This window comes from Ruegeria sp. S84 (assembly GCF_056583445.1).
In genome coordinates this window covers 1,211,232-1,228,210 of the sequence record NZ_CM152618.1, presented here as the reverse complement: position 1 = coordinate 1,228,210, position 16,979 = coordinate 1,211,232, and the positions used below count along the sequence as shown (strand labels likewise).

General features: G+C 55.4%; 20 protein-coding genes and 1 other RNA gene. 9 read left to right on the top strand and 12 right to left on the bottom strand.

Features of this window, described 5'->3' with window-relative positions:
- Positions 1 to 108 precede the first annotated feature (108 nt).
- The 11 genes from AC1DFB_RS06195 to AC1DFB_RS06145 form a co-directional block, all read right to left on the bottom strand.
- Complete coding sequence (locus AC1DFB_RS06195) at positions 109 to 237, bottom strand: hypothetical protein (RefSeq protein ID WP_255612105.1); 129 nt, start codon at positions 235 to 237, stop codon at positions 109 to 111.
- Positions 238 to 328: 91 nt separating this feature from the next.
- Positions 329 to 1,681, bottom strand: a complete 1,353-nt coding sequence (gene rseP / locus AC1DFB_RS06190; protein WP_170595683.1) for an RIP metalloprotease RseP — start codon at positions 1,679 to 1,681, stop codon at positions 329 to 331.
- A 5-nt stretch (positions 1,682 to 1,686) separates the two neighbouring features.
- On the bottom strand, positions 1,687 to 2,859 hold the full coding sequence (gene dxr, locus AC1DFB_RS06185) for a 1-deoxy-D-xylulose-5-phosphate reductoisomerase (RefSeq protein ID WP_480922334.1): 1,173 nt from the start codon (positions 2,857 to 2,859) through the stop codon (positions 1,687 to 1,689).
- The gene (locus AC1DFB_RS06180) at positions 2,859 to 3,641 is read right to left on the bottom strand and encodes a phosphatidate cytidylyltransferase (protein ID WP_170393136.1); all 783 of its coding nucleotides are present in this window, start codon (positions 3,639 to 3,641) and stop codon (positions 2,859 to 2,861) included. The genes dxr and AC1DFB_RS06180 overlap by 1 nt, the downstream gene beginning before the upstream one ends.
- Complete coding sequence (locus AC1DFB_RS06175) at positions 3,638 to 4,369, bottom strand: isoprenyl transferase (RefSeq protein ID WP_170421502.1); 732 nt, start codon at positions 4,367 to 4,369, stop codon at positions 3,638 to 3,640. The genes AC1DFB_RS06180 and AC1DFB_RS06175 overlap by 4 nt, the downstream gene beginning before the upstream one ends.
- Before the next feature lie 9 nt (positions 4,370 to 4,378).
- Positions 4,379 to 4,942, bottom strand: coding sequence for a ribosome recycling factor (frr, locus tag AC1DFB_RS06170; RefSeq protein WP_170393138.1), 564 nt, complete (start codon positions 4,940 to 4,942; stop codon positions 4,379 to 4,381).
- Positions 4,943 to 5,126: 184 nt separating this feature from the next.
- A complete protein-coding gene (gene acuI, locus AC1DFB_RS06165; RefSeq protein ID WP_170510026.1) occupies positions 5,127 to 6,122 on the bottom strand; it encodes an acryloyl-CoA reductase in 996 nt (331 codons plus the stop codon).
- Positions 6,123 to 6,172: 50 nt separating this feature from the next.
- Complete coding sequence (locus AC1DFB_RS06160; protein WP_480922333.1) at positions 6,173 to 7,267, bottom strand: dimethylsulfoniopropionate demethylase; 1,095 nt, start codon at positions 7,265 to 7,267, stop codon at positions 6,173 to 6,175.
- A 1-nt stretch (position 7,268) separates the two neighbouring features.
- Positions 7,269 to 7,775 carry a DinB family protein gene (locus AC1DFB_RS06155; RefSeq protein ID WP_480922332.1) on the bottom strand — a complete coding sequence of 169 codons (507 nt, stop codon included), beginning with the start codon at positions 7,773 to 7,775 and terminating at the stop codon, positions 7,269 to 7,271.
- Entirely contained in the window at positions 7,775 to 8,479 is a 705-nt protein-coding gene (locus AC1DFB_RS06150) for a DUF1326 domain-containing protein (protein ID WP_480922331.1), read from the bottom strand. The genes AC1DFB_RS06155 and AC1DFB_RS06150 overlap by 1 nt, the downstream gene beginning before the upstream one ends.
- 4 nt (positions 8,480 to 8,483) lie before the next feature.
- Positions 8,484 to 9,275: a DUF2182 domain-containing protein gene (locus AC1DFB_RS06145; RefSeq protein WP_170562820.1), complete on the bottom strand. Its 792-nt coding sequence runs from the start codon at positions 9,273 to 9,275 to the stop codon at positions 8,484 to 8,486.
- A gap of 89 nt (positions 9,276 to 9,364) precedes the next feature.
- Here AC1DFB_RS06145 and AC1DFB_RS06140 point away from each other — a divergent pair, with 89 nt between their 5' ends.
- The 9 genes from AC1DFB_RS06140 (at position 9,365) to AC1DFB_RS06100 (ending at position 16,352) form a co-directional block, all read left to right on the top strand.
- On the top strand, positions 9,365 to 10,096 hold the full coding sequence (locus AC1DFB_RS06140; protein ID WP_170405607.1) for a FadR/GntR family transcriptional regulator: 732 nt from the start codon (positions 9,365 to 9,367) through the stop codon (positions 10,094 to 10,096).
- Positions 10,097 to 10,212: 116 nt separating this feature from the next.
- Positions 10,213 to 11,613, top strand: coding sequence for a selenium-binding protein SBP56-related protein (locus AC1DFB_RS06135; RefSeq protein ID WP_170393145.1), 1,401 nt, complete (start codon positions 10,213 to 10,215; stop codon positions 11,611 to 11,613).
- 13 nt (positions 11,614 to 11,626) lie between these two features.
- Positions 11,627 to 12,277 carry a hypothetical protein gene (locus AC1DFB_RS06130; RefSeq protein WP_170421484.1) on the top strand — a complete coding sequence of 217 codons (651 nt, stop codon included), beginning with the start codon at positions 11,627 to 11,629 and terminating at the stop codon, positions 12,275 to 12,277.
- Positions 12,278 to 12,339: 62 nt separating this feature from the next.
- Positions 12,340 to 12,702, top strand: a complete 363-nt coding sequence (locus AC1DFB_RS06125; RefSeq protein WP_170465381.1) for a DUF4345 family protein — start codon at positions 12,340 to 12,342, stop codon at positions 12,700 to 12,702.
- Positions 12,703 to 12,738: 36 nt separating this feature from the next.
- Positions 12,739 to 13,085: a transfer-messenger RNA gene (gene ssrA, locus AC1DFB_RS06120) on the top strand.
- 99 nt (positions 13,086 to 13,184) lie between these two features.
- Positions 13,185 to 13,616 carry an ester cyclase gene (locus tag AC1DFB_RS06115; protein WP_170393148.1) on the top strand — a complete coding sequence of 144 codons (432 nt, stop codon included), beginning with the start codon at positions 13,185 to 13,187 and terminating at the stop codon, positions 13,614 to 13,616.
- A 129-nt stretch (positions 13,617 to 13,745) separates the two neighbouring features.
- Complete coding sequence (locus AC1DFB_RS06110) at positions 13,746 to 14,561, top strand: sulfurtransferase/chromate resistance protein (RefSeq protein WP_170465383.1); 816 nt, start codon at positions 13,746 to 13,748, stop codon at positions 14,559 to 14,561.
- Positions 14,558 to 15,808, top strand: coding sequence for a chromate efflux transporter (gene chrA, locus AC1DFB_RS06105; protein WP_480759744.1), 1,251 nt, complete (start codon positions 14,558 to 14,560; stop codon positions 15,806 to 15,808). The genes AC1DFB_RS06110 and chrA overlap by 4 nt, the downstream gene beginning before the upstream one ends.
- Before the next feature lie 76 nt (positions 15,809 to 15,884).
- On the top strand, positions 15,885 to 16,352 hold the full coding sequence (locus AC1DFB_RS06100) for a ClpXP protease specificity-enhancing factor SspB (protein WP_170405597.1): 468 nt from the start codon (positions 15,885 to 15,887) through the stop codon (positions 16,350 to 16,352).
- A gap of 27 nt (positions 16,353 to 16,379) precedes the next feature.
- Here AC1DFB_RS06100 and AC1DFB_RS06095 read toward each other — a convergent pair whose 3' ends face one another.
- Positions 16,380 to 16,943, bottom strand: coding sequence for a hypothetical protein (locus tag AC1DFB_RS06095; protein WP_170405595.1), 564 nt, complete (start codon positions 16,941 to 16,943; stop codon positions 16,380 to 16,382).
- Between the last annotated feature and the right edge of the window lie 36 nt (positions 16,944 to 16,979).

Sequence of the window (16,979 nt, the reverse complement as noted above, 5' to 3'; positions counted from 1 at the left end):
TTCAGCCTTTAGCTGCTGAGTAGCCCGATTGTGAGGCCATGTCAAAAGACGAAAAAGCAAAAACGGCCCATCAGGCCGTTGCACGTAAGTCAGACATATTCAGGAGAATCACAAACCGAGCAGATAACCACCAACAGCTAGAGCCAGTGCGGTCACGGCAAAGCTAAGCAGCATATCCCAGTTCAACTGGAACAGGACGCTGACACTCTGATAGGATTTTTGAAACGCCTTGGTCATTGAACTCAAGCCTACACTTATCGATGCACCCCGATAAGATAGGCTTGAATTGCGGCAATTTTGCGTCGGAACGGTGCCAAGATCGCCTTAATCAGCAGAACAGATCATTACTGACCGAGAAAAGCATCAATGACAGGATCAGCGTGACACCGACCCCCATCAGTACCCTCAGCGCTTTATCACTGGGTGGTCTGCCAGACACAGCTTCATAAGCGTAGAATAGCAAATGTCCCCCATCCAAGGCTGGGATCGGGAACAGGTTCAGCAACCCGACCGCCGTTGACAATACGGCGATGAAGAAGATGAAGTTCTGTGCCCCCTGGCTGGCCATAGCACCCGAGGTTTCGGCAATACCGATCGGCCCGGAAATGTTGCAGGTGCTGATCGCTCCGGTGATCATGTGCCACATTCCCGACAGTGAGCCTTCGATGATGCGCCCGGTTTGGACTACGCCACCTTCGATCGAATCCCAAATGCCCGCTGGAACGGTTTCGGGATCGATCATCATGCCGCCGACGATACCGATGCGCCAATGGGTGATGAAACCACCATCCGACGTCGGCTCGTCCGTACGGCGGGGCGCAAGTGCAAATTCTAAATCCGCCCCGTCGCGCCATACATCCAATAGCAATACGCGCCCGTTCGATCCTTCGACATGTTCCTTAAGCTGCTCGAACGCAAAGATCGGATCACCGTCTACCGCCGTGATTACGTCGCCTTGCTGCAACTGTATGTCCATCGCTGCACTGCGCGGCGTAACCTGTTGGATTAGCGGTGGAAAGAGCCAAGGTGCCACGACATCAGTGGTCTCTCCATCTCGGATAACCGTATAGTCCAGCTCTGGTTCTACAGGCAGCGAATTGATGAAATCGGACCAGTTGCTTGCGTCATCGAAATCCGGTGTTGGAATGCCTGCGATGGCGATAATCTCATCGCCCTCCTGCAAACCCTGAATTGTACCAGGCAACGGCTGCAGTGCGCCGACAGTCAAAGGTTCACGGGATACACCCTGCGACCAGAAAATCAGGCCAAACACCAATATCGACATCACGAAATTAAAGACCGGCCCTGCCGCAACAGTAGCCGCACGCGCCCAAAGCGGGGCGCCGTGCATGGTGCGGCGCAGCTCTTCCGGGCTTTGTGCAGAGATCTCACTCATCGCGTCTACGTCTTTGCCGGACGCGGCATTGGCATCCCCCAGGAATTTGACATAACCGCCAAATGGCAGCAGCGCGACCTGCCAGCGAGTGCCGCGCTTGTCTACGCGGCTCCATAGAACCGGGCCGAAACCGATCGAGAACACTTCGGCATGAATGCCAGACCACCGACCAACGATGTAGTGGCCGTATTCGTGCACCGCGACAATCACTGAAAGCGCAATAACGAAGGCTATTATCGTGTAGAGCAGATTGCCAAATTGCGGGATCAAAGAGAGTATGTCCAAAAGTTCTATCCTGCTCGTTCCAATACGGTTTCATCGACCCACTGACGTGCGAGATGGTCCGTTTGCTGTACATTATCAAGGGTCAATGGTGCATCAATCAGGCTGTCTGAGGCCTCAAAGCGCTCCAACACGGCCGACACCGTGTCTGCCATATCCAAAAAACGTATCCGGTTTTCTATAAAGTGGTCCAATGCGCGCTCTTTGGCGGCGTTGAAGATCGCACCGGACAAGCCGCCGCGCTGCATCACTTCGCGGGCAAGACGCAAAGCCGGGTAACGCGCTTCATCCGGTGCATGAAATCGCAACTGACCCAGTTGCGCGAGATCCAGACGCGCAACAGGTAAATCGCGCCGTTCGGGCCAATGCAGCGCGTACCCGATGGCATGGCGCATATCCGGAGCCCCCAGATGCGCCATCAAGGCGCCGTCCTGAAATCCGACCAGTGCGTGAACGATGGATTCGGGGTGCACGAGGACTTCGATATTCGATGGGTTAACGCCAAAATATTCTTTGGTTTCTATAACTTCCAACGCCTTGTTGAACATAGATGCGCTGTCGATCGTAATCCGCTGTCCCATGTTCCAGTTCGGATGACTCGATGCCTGTTCAACAGTTGCTTTGGCCAGATCGCCAAGCGGCCAATCCCGGAACGCTCCACCGCTTGCGGTGATAATGATCCGTTCGACGCTAGTCATATCCTCGCCCACAAGCGCCTGAAAAACTGCCGAATGTTCGCTATCCACGGGTAATAGCGTGGCGCCATGCGCCCGAGCCGTTTCCAGAACCAGCGGCCCGGCACAAACCAGCGTTTCCTTGTTGGCAAGCGCGAGTGTCGACCCTTGTTTCAACGCTTCGATCCCCGGAGCCAGTCCTGCGGAACCGACAATCGCCGACATCACCCAATCCGCCGGTCGCGCCCCGGCCTCGATCAGAGCGGCCTGCCCCGCAGCCGCTCGCACTCCGCTGCCGGCCAATGCGTCACGCAGATCATCGAGTTTGTCATCAAACGCAGTCACCGCCACGTCTGCATCCAGGCGCACTGCATCGCGTGCAAGCTGCGCGACGTTGCATCCACCGGTCAACGCGACCACGTCATAGGCATTCGGATTTCTTGCGATCAGATCAATCGTATTCTGGCCAATGGAACCAGTCGCACCAAATATGGCTACCCTTCGCATCACATACCTCCGGGCGCGTAAAACAGCCCTGCGAGCAACACAAAGACTGACGCGCCCATCATCCCATCAAACCGATCCAGAAACCCGCCATGACCGGGTATAAGGTTTGAGCTGTCCTTAACGCCAAAGCCACGTTTTGTCGCGCTTTCAACAATATCACCGATCTGGCTGGCCATAGAGGCAAGAACCGAGACAACGATAAAAGCAATGCCGAAACCGGCATAGTGCGCAAAAACTGTTCCGACCAGCGCGGCGGCAACCCAGCCTCCAACCGTACCGGACCATGTCTTCTTGGGGCTAACTCTGGGCCAAAACTTAGGTCCGCCAAGCGTTTTGCCCACAAAATACCCGGCGACATCCGTGGCCACGACCACAAGTATCAGCCAAACCATCCATCCAAATCCCAGGTTTTCTCGGATCGATATGAATCCCAGCCCCGACATCGCGATCCAAAGGGCAAACAGGACGTATATCCCGCGCGCACGGTTGATCTGTCCTGCTCCTACCAATGCCGGGGCCACCAAACATGGAAGCTTGTATAGCGGTGGTAGATGATAGCTTAGGACCACGGCGAACCCGGTCAGTATCGCCAGCTGAATCGCGACACCCTGACGTTCTGGGTCGATCATCCGGATCAGTTCCCATATCATCAGACCGCAGACGGTGCCGATAAATATCTCAAACCACAGGCCGCCTAGCCAAACTTCGACTGCCGCAATAGTCACAAGAACCGAAGCCGACAAAACCCGGGCAGTCAGATCAGACCATCGGCCATCACTCATGCCGGGACCGCTCCAAACCGCCGTTCACGCGATCCATAGTTGCGGCACAGCCGTTCTAGTTCTGCAGCGGTGAAATCAGGCCACAGAGTATCGATGAATTCGTATTCGGAATAGGCAGACTGCCACAGCAGGAAATTCGAAATCCGCGCTTCACCACTGGTACGGATTACCAAATCGGGGTCTGGCAGAACGCGCGTGTCCAGATATTTGGGCAGAGTTTCCTCGTCCACGTCCTCGGGGCGCAGAATGCCATCGGCCACGTCTCGTGCCAAACGTCTGGTCGCGCGCGCCACCTCGTCACGACCGCCATAGTTCAAGGCAACGGTTAGATGAACCAGGTCATTGTTCTGTGTTTCGCGTTCAAGCGTATCCATCAGCTCGGTCAGCTTGGCATCCAGCCGAACTCTATCCCCAATGAAACGGACCCGAATGCCGTTATCTTTCAAGGTCTTGGTCTCTTTGACGATGTAACGGCGGAACAAGCTCATCAGACCTGCAACTTCGACCTGAGTGCGTTTCCAGTTTTCAGTCGAAAACGCAAATACTGTCAGATACTTGATCCCTAAACCCGGGCAGGCCTCGACCACCTCACGGACGCGGCGCGCACCTGCATGATGGCCAAACAATCGAGGCCGCCCGCGTGACTGTGCCCAGCGACCGTTGCCGTCCATGATGATAGCAACGTGGCGCGGCCCTGCAATCGGAGAGGTATCGGGATCCTTTGGCATATCCGAGGCTCAGACCTGCATGATCTCGGCTTGTTTGGTCTCGAGCGCATCATCGACGGATTTGATCATGGTATCCGTCAGCTCCTGAACCTCGGTTTCCCAGAATTTCTGATCGTCCTCGGACATGCCGTCTGCCTTGGCCTTTTTGATCTGGTCCATGCCATCACGGCGCACATTCCTGATCGAAACCCGTGCGCTTTCTGCATATTGACCCGCGACCTTGCCGAGCTCGCGACGGCGTTCTTCGTTCAGTTCGGGAATCGGCAGCATGATGATGGTACCATTCAGTTGCGGGTTAATACCCAAACCGCTTTCCCGAATGGCCTTTTCAACTTTGCCGACGAGGCCCTTGTCCCAAACATTCACGGTTACCATGCGCGGTTCAGGGACGTTCACGGTACCAACCTGATTGATCGGAGTCATCGCGCCGTAAGCATCGACCATGACGGGCTCAAGCATTGAAGCCGATGCACGACCGGTCCGCAGCGAAGCGAATTCGGTTCTGAGGTTGGCCATGGCACCGTCCATGCGGCGTTTCAGATCATCGGTATCGAGTTCGAAATCATCAGACATGCTGCTCACTCCCCGTCTTCAGGTGATGTTCGGATGGGTCTTAAGCCATCACAAATGGGATGTATAGCAATCATGGTCACGAAATGTGGCAATGGCCAGAACTGTTTCCGGCATTTCGGCCTCATTCCCGACAATTGGGTCGGCCGGATGCATGCTCCGGCCGATCCGTTGTCTGTTTTGTCTATCAAGCGTTCACGTTTACCACTACGCGCCCTTTTACCTGACCTTGCAGGATGTCCGCTCCCAACTGGGGCAGATCAGAAAGTGTTGCTGCATGGACCATCGCCTCAAGCTTATCCATGGGCAAATCGGTCGCGATACGCTTCCAGGCACGGACCCGGTTGTCGTATGGCTGCATCACGCTGTCGATGCCCAACAGATTAACACCGCGCAGCAGGAATGGGATCACGGTTGCGGGCAGCGCCGCACCACCGGCAAGGCCAACCGCAGCTACCGAGGCCCCATACTTCATCTGCCCCAGCACGCGGGCAAGCATCGCTCCGCCCACCGCATCAACACATCCGGACCAAGTTTCACTTTCCAGCGGACGCTTGGTGGTCTCGTTCAACTCGTCACGCGGGACAATTGTGGTTGCACCCAGTGATTTCAGGTATTCTTCGGTTTCAGGACGCCCGGTCACAGCTGCAACCTCATAGCCCAGATGGGCCAAAATGGCCGTCGCGACCGAGCCGACACCTCCTGCGGCACCTGTGACCAACACCGGGCCATGACCCGGCTGCAAACCTTGATCCTCCAGCGCCATGACGGCCAGCATAGCGGTGAACCCGGCAGTGCCAACTGCCATCGCCTGCCGTGTATCCAACCCATCCGGCAACGGCACCAGCCAATCTGCCCGCGCGTTTGCTTTTTGTGAATAGCCGCCCCAATGCGCTTCACCTACGCGCCAGCCCGTCAGCACGACCTTGTCGCCAGGTTTGTAGCGTGCATCCGAGGACTGCTCGACCGTGCCCGCATAATCGATGCCCGGAATATGAGGATAGCTACGCACCAGACCACCGCCTTTGGGCGACATGCACAGGCCGTCCTTGTAGTTCACCGTTGAATATTCAACGGCGATCGTCACTTCTCCATCCGGCAGCGTATCCAGAGAAATCTGCTTCACCGAAGCGCTTGCGAGGCCACTTTCTTCATCTTTTTCAACGACAAGTGCATTAAACATGAACTTACTCCTTCTATTGCCTCAATCGGCTGTGTTCCTGAAACAAGGGCTTAGCGCCAGAATTTTTCCTGCACTTCGGCCCATCGCATTCCATGTTCGGTCATCAATTCAATCCGCGTACCTGGCGCCCAATGGGACCGGTCGACCATTCCAATGGCTACATTCACTCCAAACTCGGGTGAATACGCAGCCGAAGCCACCTGCCCGACCTGCCGGCCCCCGGCCATCAGCGGCCAAGATTCGGTGCACGGTCCGATCTCACCTTCAATGACAAGCGGACGGATCTGCCGGGGTGGACCGTTTTTCGCCTGATCCGCCAAAGCGGCTTTGCCGATGTAATCCAGCGGAGAATTGCAGAACCGTGCTAGCCCGCATTCATAGGGCGTATTCTCGCGCCGCATGTCCGACCCGAAACTCAACAGACCGCTTTCAACACGCTCAATCCCGTTTGGGCAACCTGCCCGTACGTTCAGGTCTCGGCCAGTAGAAAACAGCGTGTCCCATAGTGGCATGCCATAATCCGTCCCTTCGACGTATATCTCGAACCCGCCTTGTTTTGACCAGCCAGACCGGGCGACGACGAATGATGTATCTTCAAACGCCAACCGTTTATATCGAAAGAACTTTATATCCCTGACTTCATCACCAAAGACGCGCGTCATCAGCTCGTCCGCCTTGGGGCCTTGTACCGCCAAGGGCGACACATCCGGCTCAGAAATATCGACATCCAGCCCCAGCGCAATCACGATTCCCAGAGCAAACTGCCAAAGGTCACCATCGGCAACCGACAACCAATAGTGATCATCCGCCAGTTTGATCGCAACAGGATCATTCAGCATGCCGCCATTGTGATCTACTATCGGCACATAATAGCACTGGTTCGCCTGCATTTTGTCCATATCGCGCGGGCTGAGCATCTTCATCAGCCGCAACGCATCCGGACCTTTGATCTGTACCTGCCGCTCACACGAGACATCCCAGACCTGAACATGCTGTTTCAGATGCGCCGCATCAGCCTCGATGCTTTCAAAAACCGTCGCAAGCAGCATGTGATTATAAACGGTATACCCTGTGACGCCTTCGGCCTCGACGCCCGGAGTGAATGGGGTTTTGCGCACGCGCCGGTTCGGTGAGATGACTGCCATGTCAGAAATCCTCTGGCAGAAAGACAAGATCGCTGACAGGTGCCTGCGAACCAGCCTCGGTCAGCATTTGGTGCAATTGTCCGCGATGATGCGTCTGATGATTGAACATATGAATGACGCATCGCCCGTAAGACTTTGTTACGTCGTTCTCTTTTGCAGCCGAGTACCACGTGAACGAACCGCTCAGGACATCATCCCCCAACGTATTGGCCCATCTGGCAATACGGGCGTCAATCGTATCGCGCAGCGGCAGCCAGTCGGCCATGCCAGTGCAGATCGAGACACTCTTAGGAATGCCGCCACCTGGCCCCGGTCCCTTGTCAAACCGGGAAATCCAGATCCAATCCCCCCAAAGCAGATGATTGGCAGTTCCCATGATCGACCCGAAAAAAGCGCCGCGATCCCGTGCCAATTCTTCGTCTGAAAGAGCTTTGAGAAAGCTCTTTAACTGGTTGTTTTGCCAGTGGTTATATCGCGCCATTTCACGGGCATAGGCACCGGTTATCATTACTTAGGCCCGTGCCAGTCAATCGGGCAGATCTCGGCTGACTTGCCGCCGAAGTCCCATACGCGACCATAGTCGCGCACCTTGGATTTCGTGCCTTTTGCTACAATGATGTCCGACCCCATCCAGTATTTCGAATTTGAAACCATCACCGGATGCTCTGGGTCTTTGCCCGCAAGCATTTCGATCTCACCCTGAATCTTGCGACCTATCATGATCCGGCGTTTGGTGCCGTCCCTTTCGATCTGAACCGGTGCACGTTCAGCCCCTATGATCTCGCTGACCAACATAGTGAACAGCCCGGTTGTGCCACCTGCCTGACCGCTGAATATCTGCAACAGTCCATTGTAAGCCTTGCCGCTAGCACGTTCATCCACATAAGCCGCGACCTTCCACTGGCCTTCGCCCATGCGTCCGGGGATATCAACCAACAGGCCCACATTCAGTCCGGACAAAACTTCGCCTTCGTAGTGGCCTTCGTCGATCGCGATACCCATCCACGCGTGGCAATGCCCTTCGGTCGGAGGGTGTGCACCCAGCGAAACCACGCATGGGCAGAATACGTCACACGAACAGTTCAGGATCAGTTCACCCTTAACCGCCCAATCGGTCGGGCTCATCTCACGCCGCTTGGGATTTGGCATCCGGCTGTCAATTCTTTGACTGACCGGCAGCTTGTCTGCATCCGGTTTTCTGTTTTTAGCCATCGACTTATCCTCCGTAAACAATGTGATGAGCGAGCAGTGCAAAACCACCCGCAATCAAGACGAATCCCATAGGACGGGTCACGGCGTGCCCGATCTGGGGAAGTTTTTCCAATACCATGAACAGGGTCGCCAGCCCCATCCAGAGCAGGCTCATGACGCCGCCGACAAAGCCCAACGCCATGAAGCCCCAGCAGCAACCGACACAGAACGCACCCAGTCCGACGCCCATGCGTACACCGCCGCCGAATCCGGTTTTCCAGTGGCCCAGAAAATAAGTCATCGGTGCATGGCAAACACCGTGGCAGACTTCTTTCGCCCGAGAAAACTGAAAGGCACCCACGGCGATCAACAGGCCGGCGGCCAGATATGGCGATTTAGCGATTCCCAACATATCAACCGCGCCGCCAAACAGCAGCGCCAATTGCAGGCCAGTGATCAGCGCAGCAAAGCCCACCCAAACTATGAAATATCCGGATAGAACGCCCAGCCACCCTGCCCGCGTACCGTTCGCGCTGCGGATCAGATCATCATAACTGCGCAACGTGGGCACCAAAGTCGGCAGCATCATGGCCGCCATCATGATCGCCCACATCCAGAAAAGTGGGCCGAACTCGGCCATGGGCATATACATGTCCATACGCGGATCCATGGCCGCCATCGCCTGCCCCATCGGTCCGGGTCGACCGATCCAGTCCACGTCCATATCGCGGCTCATCGAGACCATCATCCACCACGACCAAAGGATCGTGATGTAGAAGCCCAACCAAAGCGCGCTGCGGAAAATTGAGCGACTCACTTGCTCCTCCCGACTCAACTCTCTTGCTTTTCAAATGTCAGACTTTTAAATGTCAGACAAATAAAAATTACGCATCGCCGAAAACAACCATGAAAATCGACCCTCAGAGTACTGCAGATCTGTCCGCTCAAATTGCTCAGGCAATCCGCGACGCAATTATCTCGGGTCGGCTGATCGTCGATGAGCGTCTGCCATCAGAATCTGAGTTGGCCGATCAGTTCAAAGTATCACGGCCTACGGTTCGCGAAGCATTGAAACGTCTGGCAGCGCAGTCCCTTATCCGCACGCAACGCGGGGCATCGGGTGGTGCGTTTGTGAACCGGCTGAGTTTTGAGGATGCCTATTCCCAACAAGTCACAACCTCGACACTGCTGCTGTCGATGAACGCTGTCAGTTTCGACACCGCATGCGAAGCGCGTTATGCGCTCGAACGTGCATGCGCTGCTTTGTCGTCACAACGCCGCACCGCAGATCAACTCGCGACCATGCGGGCCGAGATATTTCGTCAGGCGCAACCAGGTCTCACAGATGAGGCTTTCTGCGCGTCCGACGTCGCCTTTCATCGCGCGCTTGTGGATGGCGCGGGCAACCCCGTTCTGTCCTACCAATTGGCCGGTGCGGTAGAGGCTATGCAACCTCTGATGAACATGATTACGTTCACGGCCCGATCCCGCGAAGAGATCATCGCCCTCCACAGTGACATCACAGACGCACTAGAAGCGCGTGATGCCGGCTCGGTCGATGCAGCATTGATCAAACTTGAGGCCTACACACGGCAACTGGCGCAGGACGTGGCCGAAAGACGACGCAAACCCGCCTGACCACAGGCAAAAAGGAACGAAGGACGGCGAGGTGCCCGAGCAGGCAGCATGACATCCGGCGTTAAGACCGGAACTTCCAACATGAATTGAAGATCAATGACTTACGGGAGGACGTTATGAACCAAAGACCGGACCCAACCTTTTACCCATCAGCCAAACTGGCGATGGAGGGCCCCACTGAAACGCTTGCATTCACTTTGATGCTAAGCCCTGATTTTTCCCAACCAGACGGTTTGGCCGTCGTGAACGTGGATCCGACTTCGGATGATTACGGAAAAATTGTCCATCAAGTGATCATGCCAGAGAAAGGCGATGAGTTTCACCATTTCGGGTGGAACGCTTGTTCCTCTGCGCTGTCACCGCTTAGTGGTCATGCGTTTCTGGAACGCCGTTACCTCATTGTTCCTGGTATACGATCCAGCCGGATCTACATTATCGACGTAAAGAACCCGCTTGAGGCCAAGATACACAAGATCATCGAACCCGAAGAAGTCTTTGCAAAAACTGGATATTCCCGCCCGCACACGATCCATTGCGGACCGGAGGGGATCTACGTGAGCACGCTTGGAGGCGGTGGCGAAGACGGCACGGACGGCCCTCCGGGCATTTTCATCATGGATTGCGAGAGCTTCGAGATCATCGGGCGCTACGAGATCGAGCGAGGTATCCAAGACAAACACTACGATTTCTGGTGGAACCTGCCACGTGACTATATGGTTAGTTCGGAATGGGGACTGCCTCCGCAATTCGAAAACGGCATCGTGGCCGAGGATCTGCTTTCGAACAAATACGGGCACAGCATCCATTTCTGGAACCTGCGCAGCCGGACCAATATTCAGACCATCGATCTGGGTGAAAATCACCAGATGGCCCTGGAAATCCGGCCCGCTCACGATCCGGTCAAACAATATGGGTTCTGTGGTGTGGTGGTTGACACGACCAACCTGCAGGGCGCGATCTTTACTTGGTGGCGTAATGATGATGGCACCTTCGAGGCCAAGAAGACCATCACGATCGATCCGCAGCCCGCTGATCCAGATGACTTGCCTGAATTGCTGAAAGGCTTCTCTGCCGTTCCGCCACTGGTCACGGATATCGATCTCAGCTTGGACGATAAATACCTTTATGTGGCCTGTTGGGGCACGGGTGAGATGCATCAATACGATGTCTCTGATCCGATGAACCCGACCCTTGCGGGCAAAGTCGAGATCGGGGGGATCGTCAAGAAAACAAAACATCCCAACGGGCAAGACTTTGGTTACGGGCCGCAGATGGTTGAAATCAGCCGCGACGGAAAGCGGGTATATTGGACCAATTCGCTGTATTCCACATGGGATGATCAGTTCTATCCCGGTGAACGCGGGGCTGCGATGGTCAAGGCGGATGTTGGCGAAAACGGAGGCCTGACATTGGATCCGAAGTTCTGGGTCGACTTCCCCGACGGATATCGGGCCCACCAAATCCGGCTTGAGGGTGGAGACTGTTCTACCGATAGTTTCTGCTACCCATCGGTCTGAGTTGGAGACTCTGATGACATCAACGGCTGGTCTCTGGCTGGCCGTTGTGCTTAGCGGCGCATATCATGGCCTGAATCCCGGAATGGGCTGGCCGCTTGCGGTATCTTCGGCGCTGATGGAACAACGGCCATCAGCTTTGTGGCGCGCATTGACCGCCCTGGCTGGTGGTCATTTCGTCGCCATGCTGGGGGTCCTACTGCCATTTGCTATGATGGCAGTTCTGGTTGAATATCAACGCGAAATTCGTATCGGTGCTGCGCTGATTGTGATCACAATGGGTGTTTACATCGCCATAACACGCCGGCATCCCCGGATGTTGTCGCGCGTACCGCCAAGCAAATTGGCACTTTGGTCGTTCCTCGTTGCGCTGGCACACGGCGCGGCGTTGATGTTGGTTCCGATTTATCTTGGATTGTGTGGATCAGACGAGTTGGAAACGGGCCAGATCGCAGTCTCTCAGATCATGGCGAGCAATGGCCTGCTCGTACTGACGGTCGCTGCACTTCACACAGCCGCCATGATCCTTGGCGGGGGCATTCTGGCCTTCGCCGTCTATCGCTGGCTGGGCCTTCAATTTCTTTCACGCAGTTGGTTCAATCTGGAACTTGTCTGGGCTCTCAGCCTGATCGCGGTCGGAGTTATAGGCTTGTGGTCAGCGATTTAGATGCTTTTCTTTACATAGTGCTGCGCTAGACTCTGCGGGCAGAGCAGAAAGGGAAAAAGTCCATGATCACAGCCCTTAACGTGATTGCCGCCTTGCTGACCATCGGCTTTGGTTTGTTCGGATTTCTGGCCCCGGCCTACACAGCCAACGCGCTGGACCTAGCCCCCACCAAAAGCACCATGGGATTTAGTGAGATGCGAGCCTCGGTTGGCGGGTTGTTCGTGGTGACAGGTGCCGTGGTTCTCTGGCTCAACACACCGATGGCATATGCCATGCTGGGCGTTGTTTATGCAGGGGCGGCGTTGGGTCGGTTTGTGTCTTTGGCGCTGGATAATCCCCCGTTCGTCAAGGCGCTGACTTTTGGTGGAATCGAGCTTGTTCTGGCCCTTTGGCTTATTCTCGCCAACATGAACAGAGCTGCTTAACTTGTTGAATTTGATATGAGTCAACCTTAGCATTCCGGGTTTGCATCCGACCACGTCCTAACCTATATATGAGGGGTCCTTCGGGACTATGGACATAAACGCGCTCGTAATAAGCGGATCGGACCCGGGGGCGGTACCCGGCGGCTCCACCAACATCCTTCGTTTGAGGATCATGGGGCCGAAATAGGATCGACGAACGTCTAAAGGGGTTAGCTTTGTCTCGGCTGTCTGCCACCGTTACCGGCGAAACTAGTACAATTGCAAACGACAATCGTGCTCCGGTTGCAGTTGCTGCGTAAGCAGTAGCAAGACCGAAACTTAAGCCCTTGCGCCTAGCCGCGTAAGGCGGGGTTCGCAGGTACCTGGCAACAGAAACCTGCATTTTACCGATTATGTCTGCTCCATGCCCATAACTCACCTGGGATTCAGGGTTTATTCATTTCTCTGATCCATCTTCCTGAACAAGCGACAGGAGGGCTGAGATGACGAATTCTGACAGGCTTAGGGCGTGGTATTCAGAGGTCTGGGAACAAGGCAATACCGATGCAATCGATCAGTTTTTTGCCCCGGATACGATGGCCGAAGGGTTGATACCCGAAATGCAGGTTGGCGCGGACGACTTTCGCGATCTGGTCATGGCGTTTCGTCATGTTCTGGGCGAGATCACAGTCGAACTGCCGAAGATCATCGAAAATGGTGATTGGGTCTCTGGTATTCTGCATGTCCGCACCTTCCGGGCCGATAACGGTGCCCCGCTTGAAGTTACCGGACAAGTCATGGCGCGCTTCAAAGGGGACAAGATGGTCGAGGCCTATAATCAGTTTGATTTCATTACACTTTTTGAACAACTGGGGCAGTTCCCACAGGATACCCTTCCGGTTTGCATGACCGGGCAAAGGTTGGACTGGGCCTGATAAACTTGACCGCAAGCTTGACCCATCCCGCATTTGCGCGCTAGCAGAGGATCAAGGGGTAAGCTTGCGAACACCCCGTGAGGCGGCAGCCCAAGTTCGCATGTATCCAAAGCAATAAGGAAACATGCAATGGCTGCCCCCAATGCAATTACACCCCGACAACTCTTGCGCCTGATCGGTACGCCTCAGGCTCCTATCCTGTTTGATGTGCGCACAGATGGGGATTTCGACGATGATCCCTCCCTCATACCCGGCGCATTCCGAATGCCATATCAAAATGTTGATGGCATAAGAAATCATACCGGCGATCATTCTTGCGTTGTAATTTGCCAGAAAGGCAAAAAGCTGAGTCAGGGCGTTGTTTCATGGCTGCAGGCTGAAGGGGTGGTGGCAGAATTTCTGGAAGGTGGAATGTTCGCCTGGCGCGCTATGCCGGGCGCAATGGTCGTGCCTGTGCCTGCCCTTCCTGCAGTTGCAAAAGGCAACACGGTCTGGGTGACGCGGCACCGCCCCAAGATTGATCGCATCGCGTGCCCCTGGCTGATCCGCAGGTTTGTCGACAGGCGCGCTCGGTTCCTGTTTGTAGCACCGGATGAAATTCAGGGGGTTGCCGAGCACTTCGGTGCCACACCCTTTGATGTTGAAGGAACTGATTGGAGCCATCGCGGCGACAATTGCACCTTTGATACGATGCTGGATGACTTCAAGCTTCGATCTGAGCCTCTGGACCGCATGGCGACGATCATACGTGCCGCCGATACAAACAGGCACGATCTGGCGCCTGAGGCCGCCGGGGTGCTGGCCCTTTCGGTCGGCTTGTCGCGCCAGTATCGGGATGACCAACAACAATTGCAGGCTGGAATGCACATCTATGATGCACTCTATCGCTGGGCGCGCGATGGCTCTAGCGAGACGCATGATTGGCCCGCGGGTCACGGCAGATGACCCCTTCATATCAAGAGTTGATCAGGGTGTTTGGGCGCATCGGGCTTTTGTCATTTGGCGGCCCCGCCGCCCAAATCTCACTCATGCATCAGGAACTGGTCGAAAAGCGCCCCTGGTTGGACGAACAGACCTATCTACGCGCGCTTTCGCTGTGCATGCTGTTGCCGGGTCCCGAAGCCATGCAGCTTGCCACTTATGCTGGCTGGCGGCTGCGCGGCGTAGCCGGAGGGTTGATCGCGGGCAGCTTGTTTGTGCTGCCGGGGGCTCTGGTGATCGCGCTGTTGGTTTTGCTCTATGCGGCCTATGGCACATTGCCTTTGGTTCAGGCCGGGTTTCTGGGCATCAAGGCCACCGTGATCATCATCGTCCTTCAGGCGCTACGGAACCTATCGAAAAAAGCGCTGACAGATGTTGAGCATCGGATGATCGCGGGCCTCGCCTTTTTAGGGATTTTTGTCTTCAACCTGCCCTTCCCGCTGATCATCCTGTGCGCCGCCGTTTGGGGGTTCGCCACTTCGAAGGACCATGCACCAGCCGCCGTTCAAACCAGCCCAACGCTTGCCAATCCCGTTCGCACTGCGGTTTTCTGGCTTGTTCTTTGGCTGGGGCCGTTGTTCGTGCTGTCTCTGACGGGTCAGGAACTGCTCAGCGATCTGGGTTGGTTCTTTGCCCGGCTCGCGGTTGTTACCTTTGGCGGGGCCTATGCGGTGCTGGCCTATATGACCCAGACTGTGGTCGAGACCTACCAATGGATCAGCACGGACCAGATGATCGACGCGCTGGGGCTGGCCGAAACGACGCCCGGGCCGCTGATTCTGGTGACTCAGTTTGTGGCCATGCTTAGCGGTCAGATTGCCGGAGGCGCCTCGCTGGCGTTTGCGGCGGGCATTGTCGCTTTATGGGCGACGTTTGTACCGTGTTTTCTGTGGATTTTTCTTGCAGCCCCGCATCTGGATAGAATCGCCGAGCGTCCGCGTCTTGAGGCCGCGATGCACGGAATCACAGCTGCGGTCGTCGGAGTGATTCTCAACCTCTCCGTGTGGTTCGGGCTAAACGTCTTGTTCACCTCAATTCCGGGGTGGCATTGGGGACCAGTTTCTCTCCCCCTACCCGACCTTTCGTCGCTTGAATTCAGCGCACTTGTGCTGACCGTTCTGGCTGGCCTGTTGATTTTCCGTATGAAATCCGGTTTAGCAACCACACTTGGTATCATGGTTCTGGCCGGACTAGGCATGCAGATTTTGTAATCAATACAGCCCAGCACAGCCTTTCGTTTCCGTCCGAATGAACTATGCTGGGATTAACCACTTTCGAGGATCAACCATGTCGCAAGACATCGACTACGGGAATCTGATGCACACGGCCATGCGAGGCCTGATCAAGACCGTCCTGACCGACGTGTCCGAAACCGGCCTGCCCGGTTCGCATCATTTCTTTATCACTTTTGATACACGGCATGAGGGCGTTGAGTTGGCCGATTGGCTGCGTGAGCGCTATCCAGGCGAGATGACGATTGTCATGCAGCACTGGTTCGAAAACCTCGAAGTCGGTGACGATGGCTTTTCGATTACGCTGAATTTCGGGGATGCGCCGGAACCCCTTTACATCCCCTATCTGGCGATCAAGACCTTCGTGGATCCTTCGGTTGAGTTTGGCTTGCGCTTTGAAAGCCCAGAAGACGAGGACGAAGAGATCCATGTGACGGAAGAAGCCCCGATTGAGCTTGAGGCCGAAGAGACGGAACCTCAGCATGATGCGGATGTGGTCTCGCTGGACAGCTTCCGGAAATGACCCAGAAAACCCCGCTTGATGCGGGGTTTATTCTTTTCGAAGGAATGTCTCGACCGAGCGCGACTTAATCCCATCGCGAAACCGGGAAAATGACAGGTCGAGCCCACCATCAGCTAGTGTCCGGTCAAATTGCTGAAGCTCATAGCCACCGTTTTCGGCTATGAACAACGAAAACACCGTCAGAGTATCTCCTTCGATCCGCCCCCAAACAAAGGGTTCCCCTTTCATCGGGTCAAGCGGCACCTCATGGCCAAACACATTACGCTTCATGGCCGCAGAATAAACATCGGGCCGATCCGAGCTTTGAAAATCAACCGAGTATTTCTCATCCTTGATGCGACCGTCGGCTTTGTAAGTCGTGGTGGTCCAACTCACGTTGAAGCCCCCTTTAATTTCCTGTATCGAAACGCTCATATCCCGAGGGGTCGCCGTACCATCCGCATCAACAACGTCGGCCGAACCGGTATAGTCGCCCACGAACGGCTCGATTCCCGTCGCCTGAGCGTGTTGCACAAATACTGCCAGCCAAAAACTCGCGGCAAACAATAACGCAAGCGTATACAAAGGGCTTTTGAGAAGTGACACGCGCATGGTTGCCTCCGTCAGGGTTATTGTCCCATCTTAACT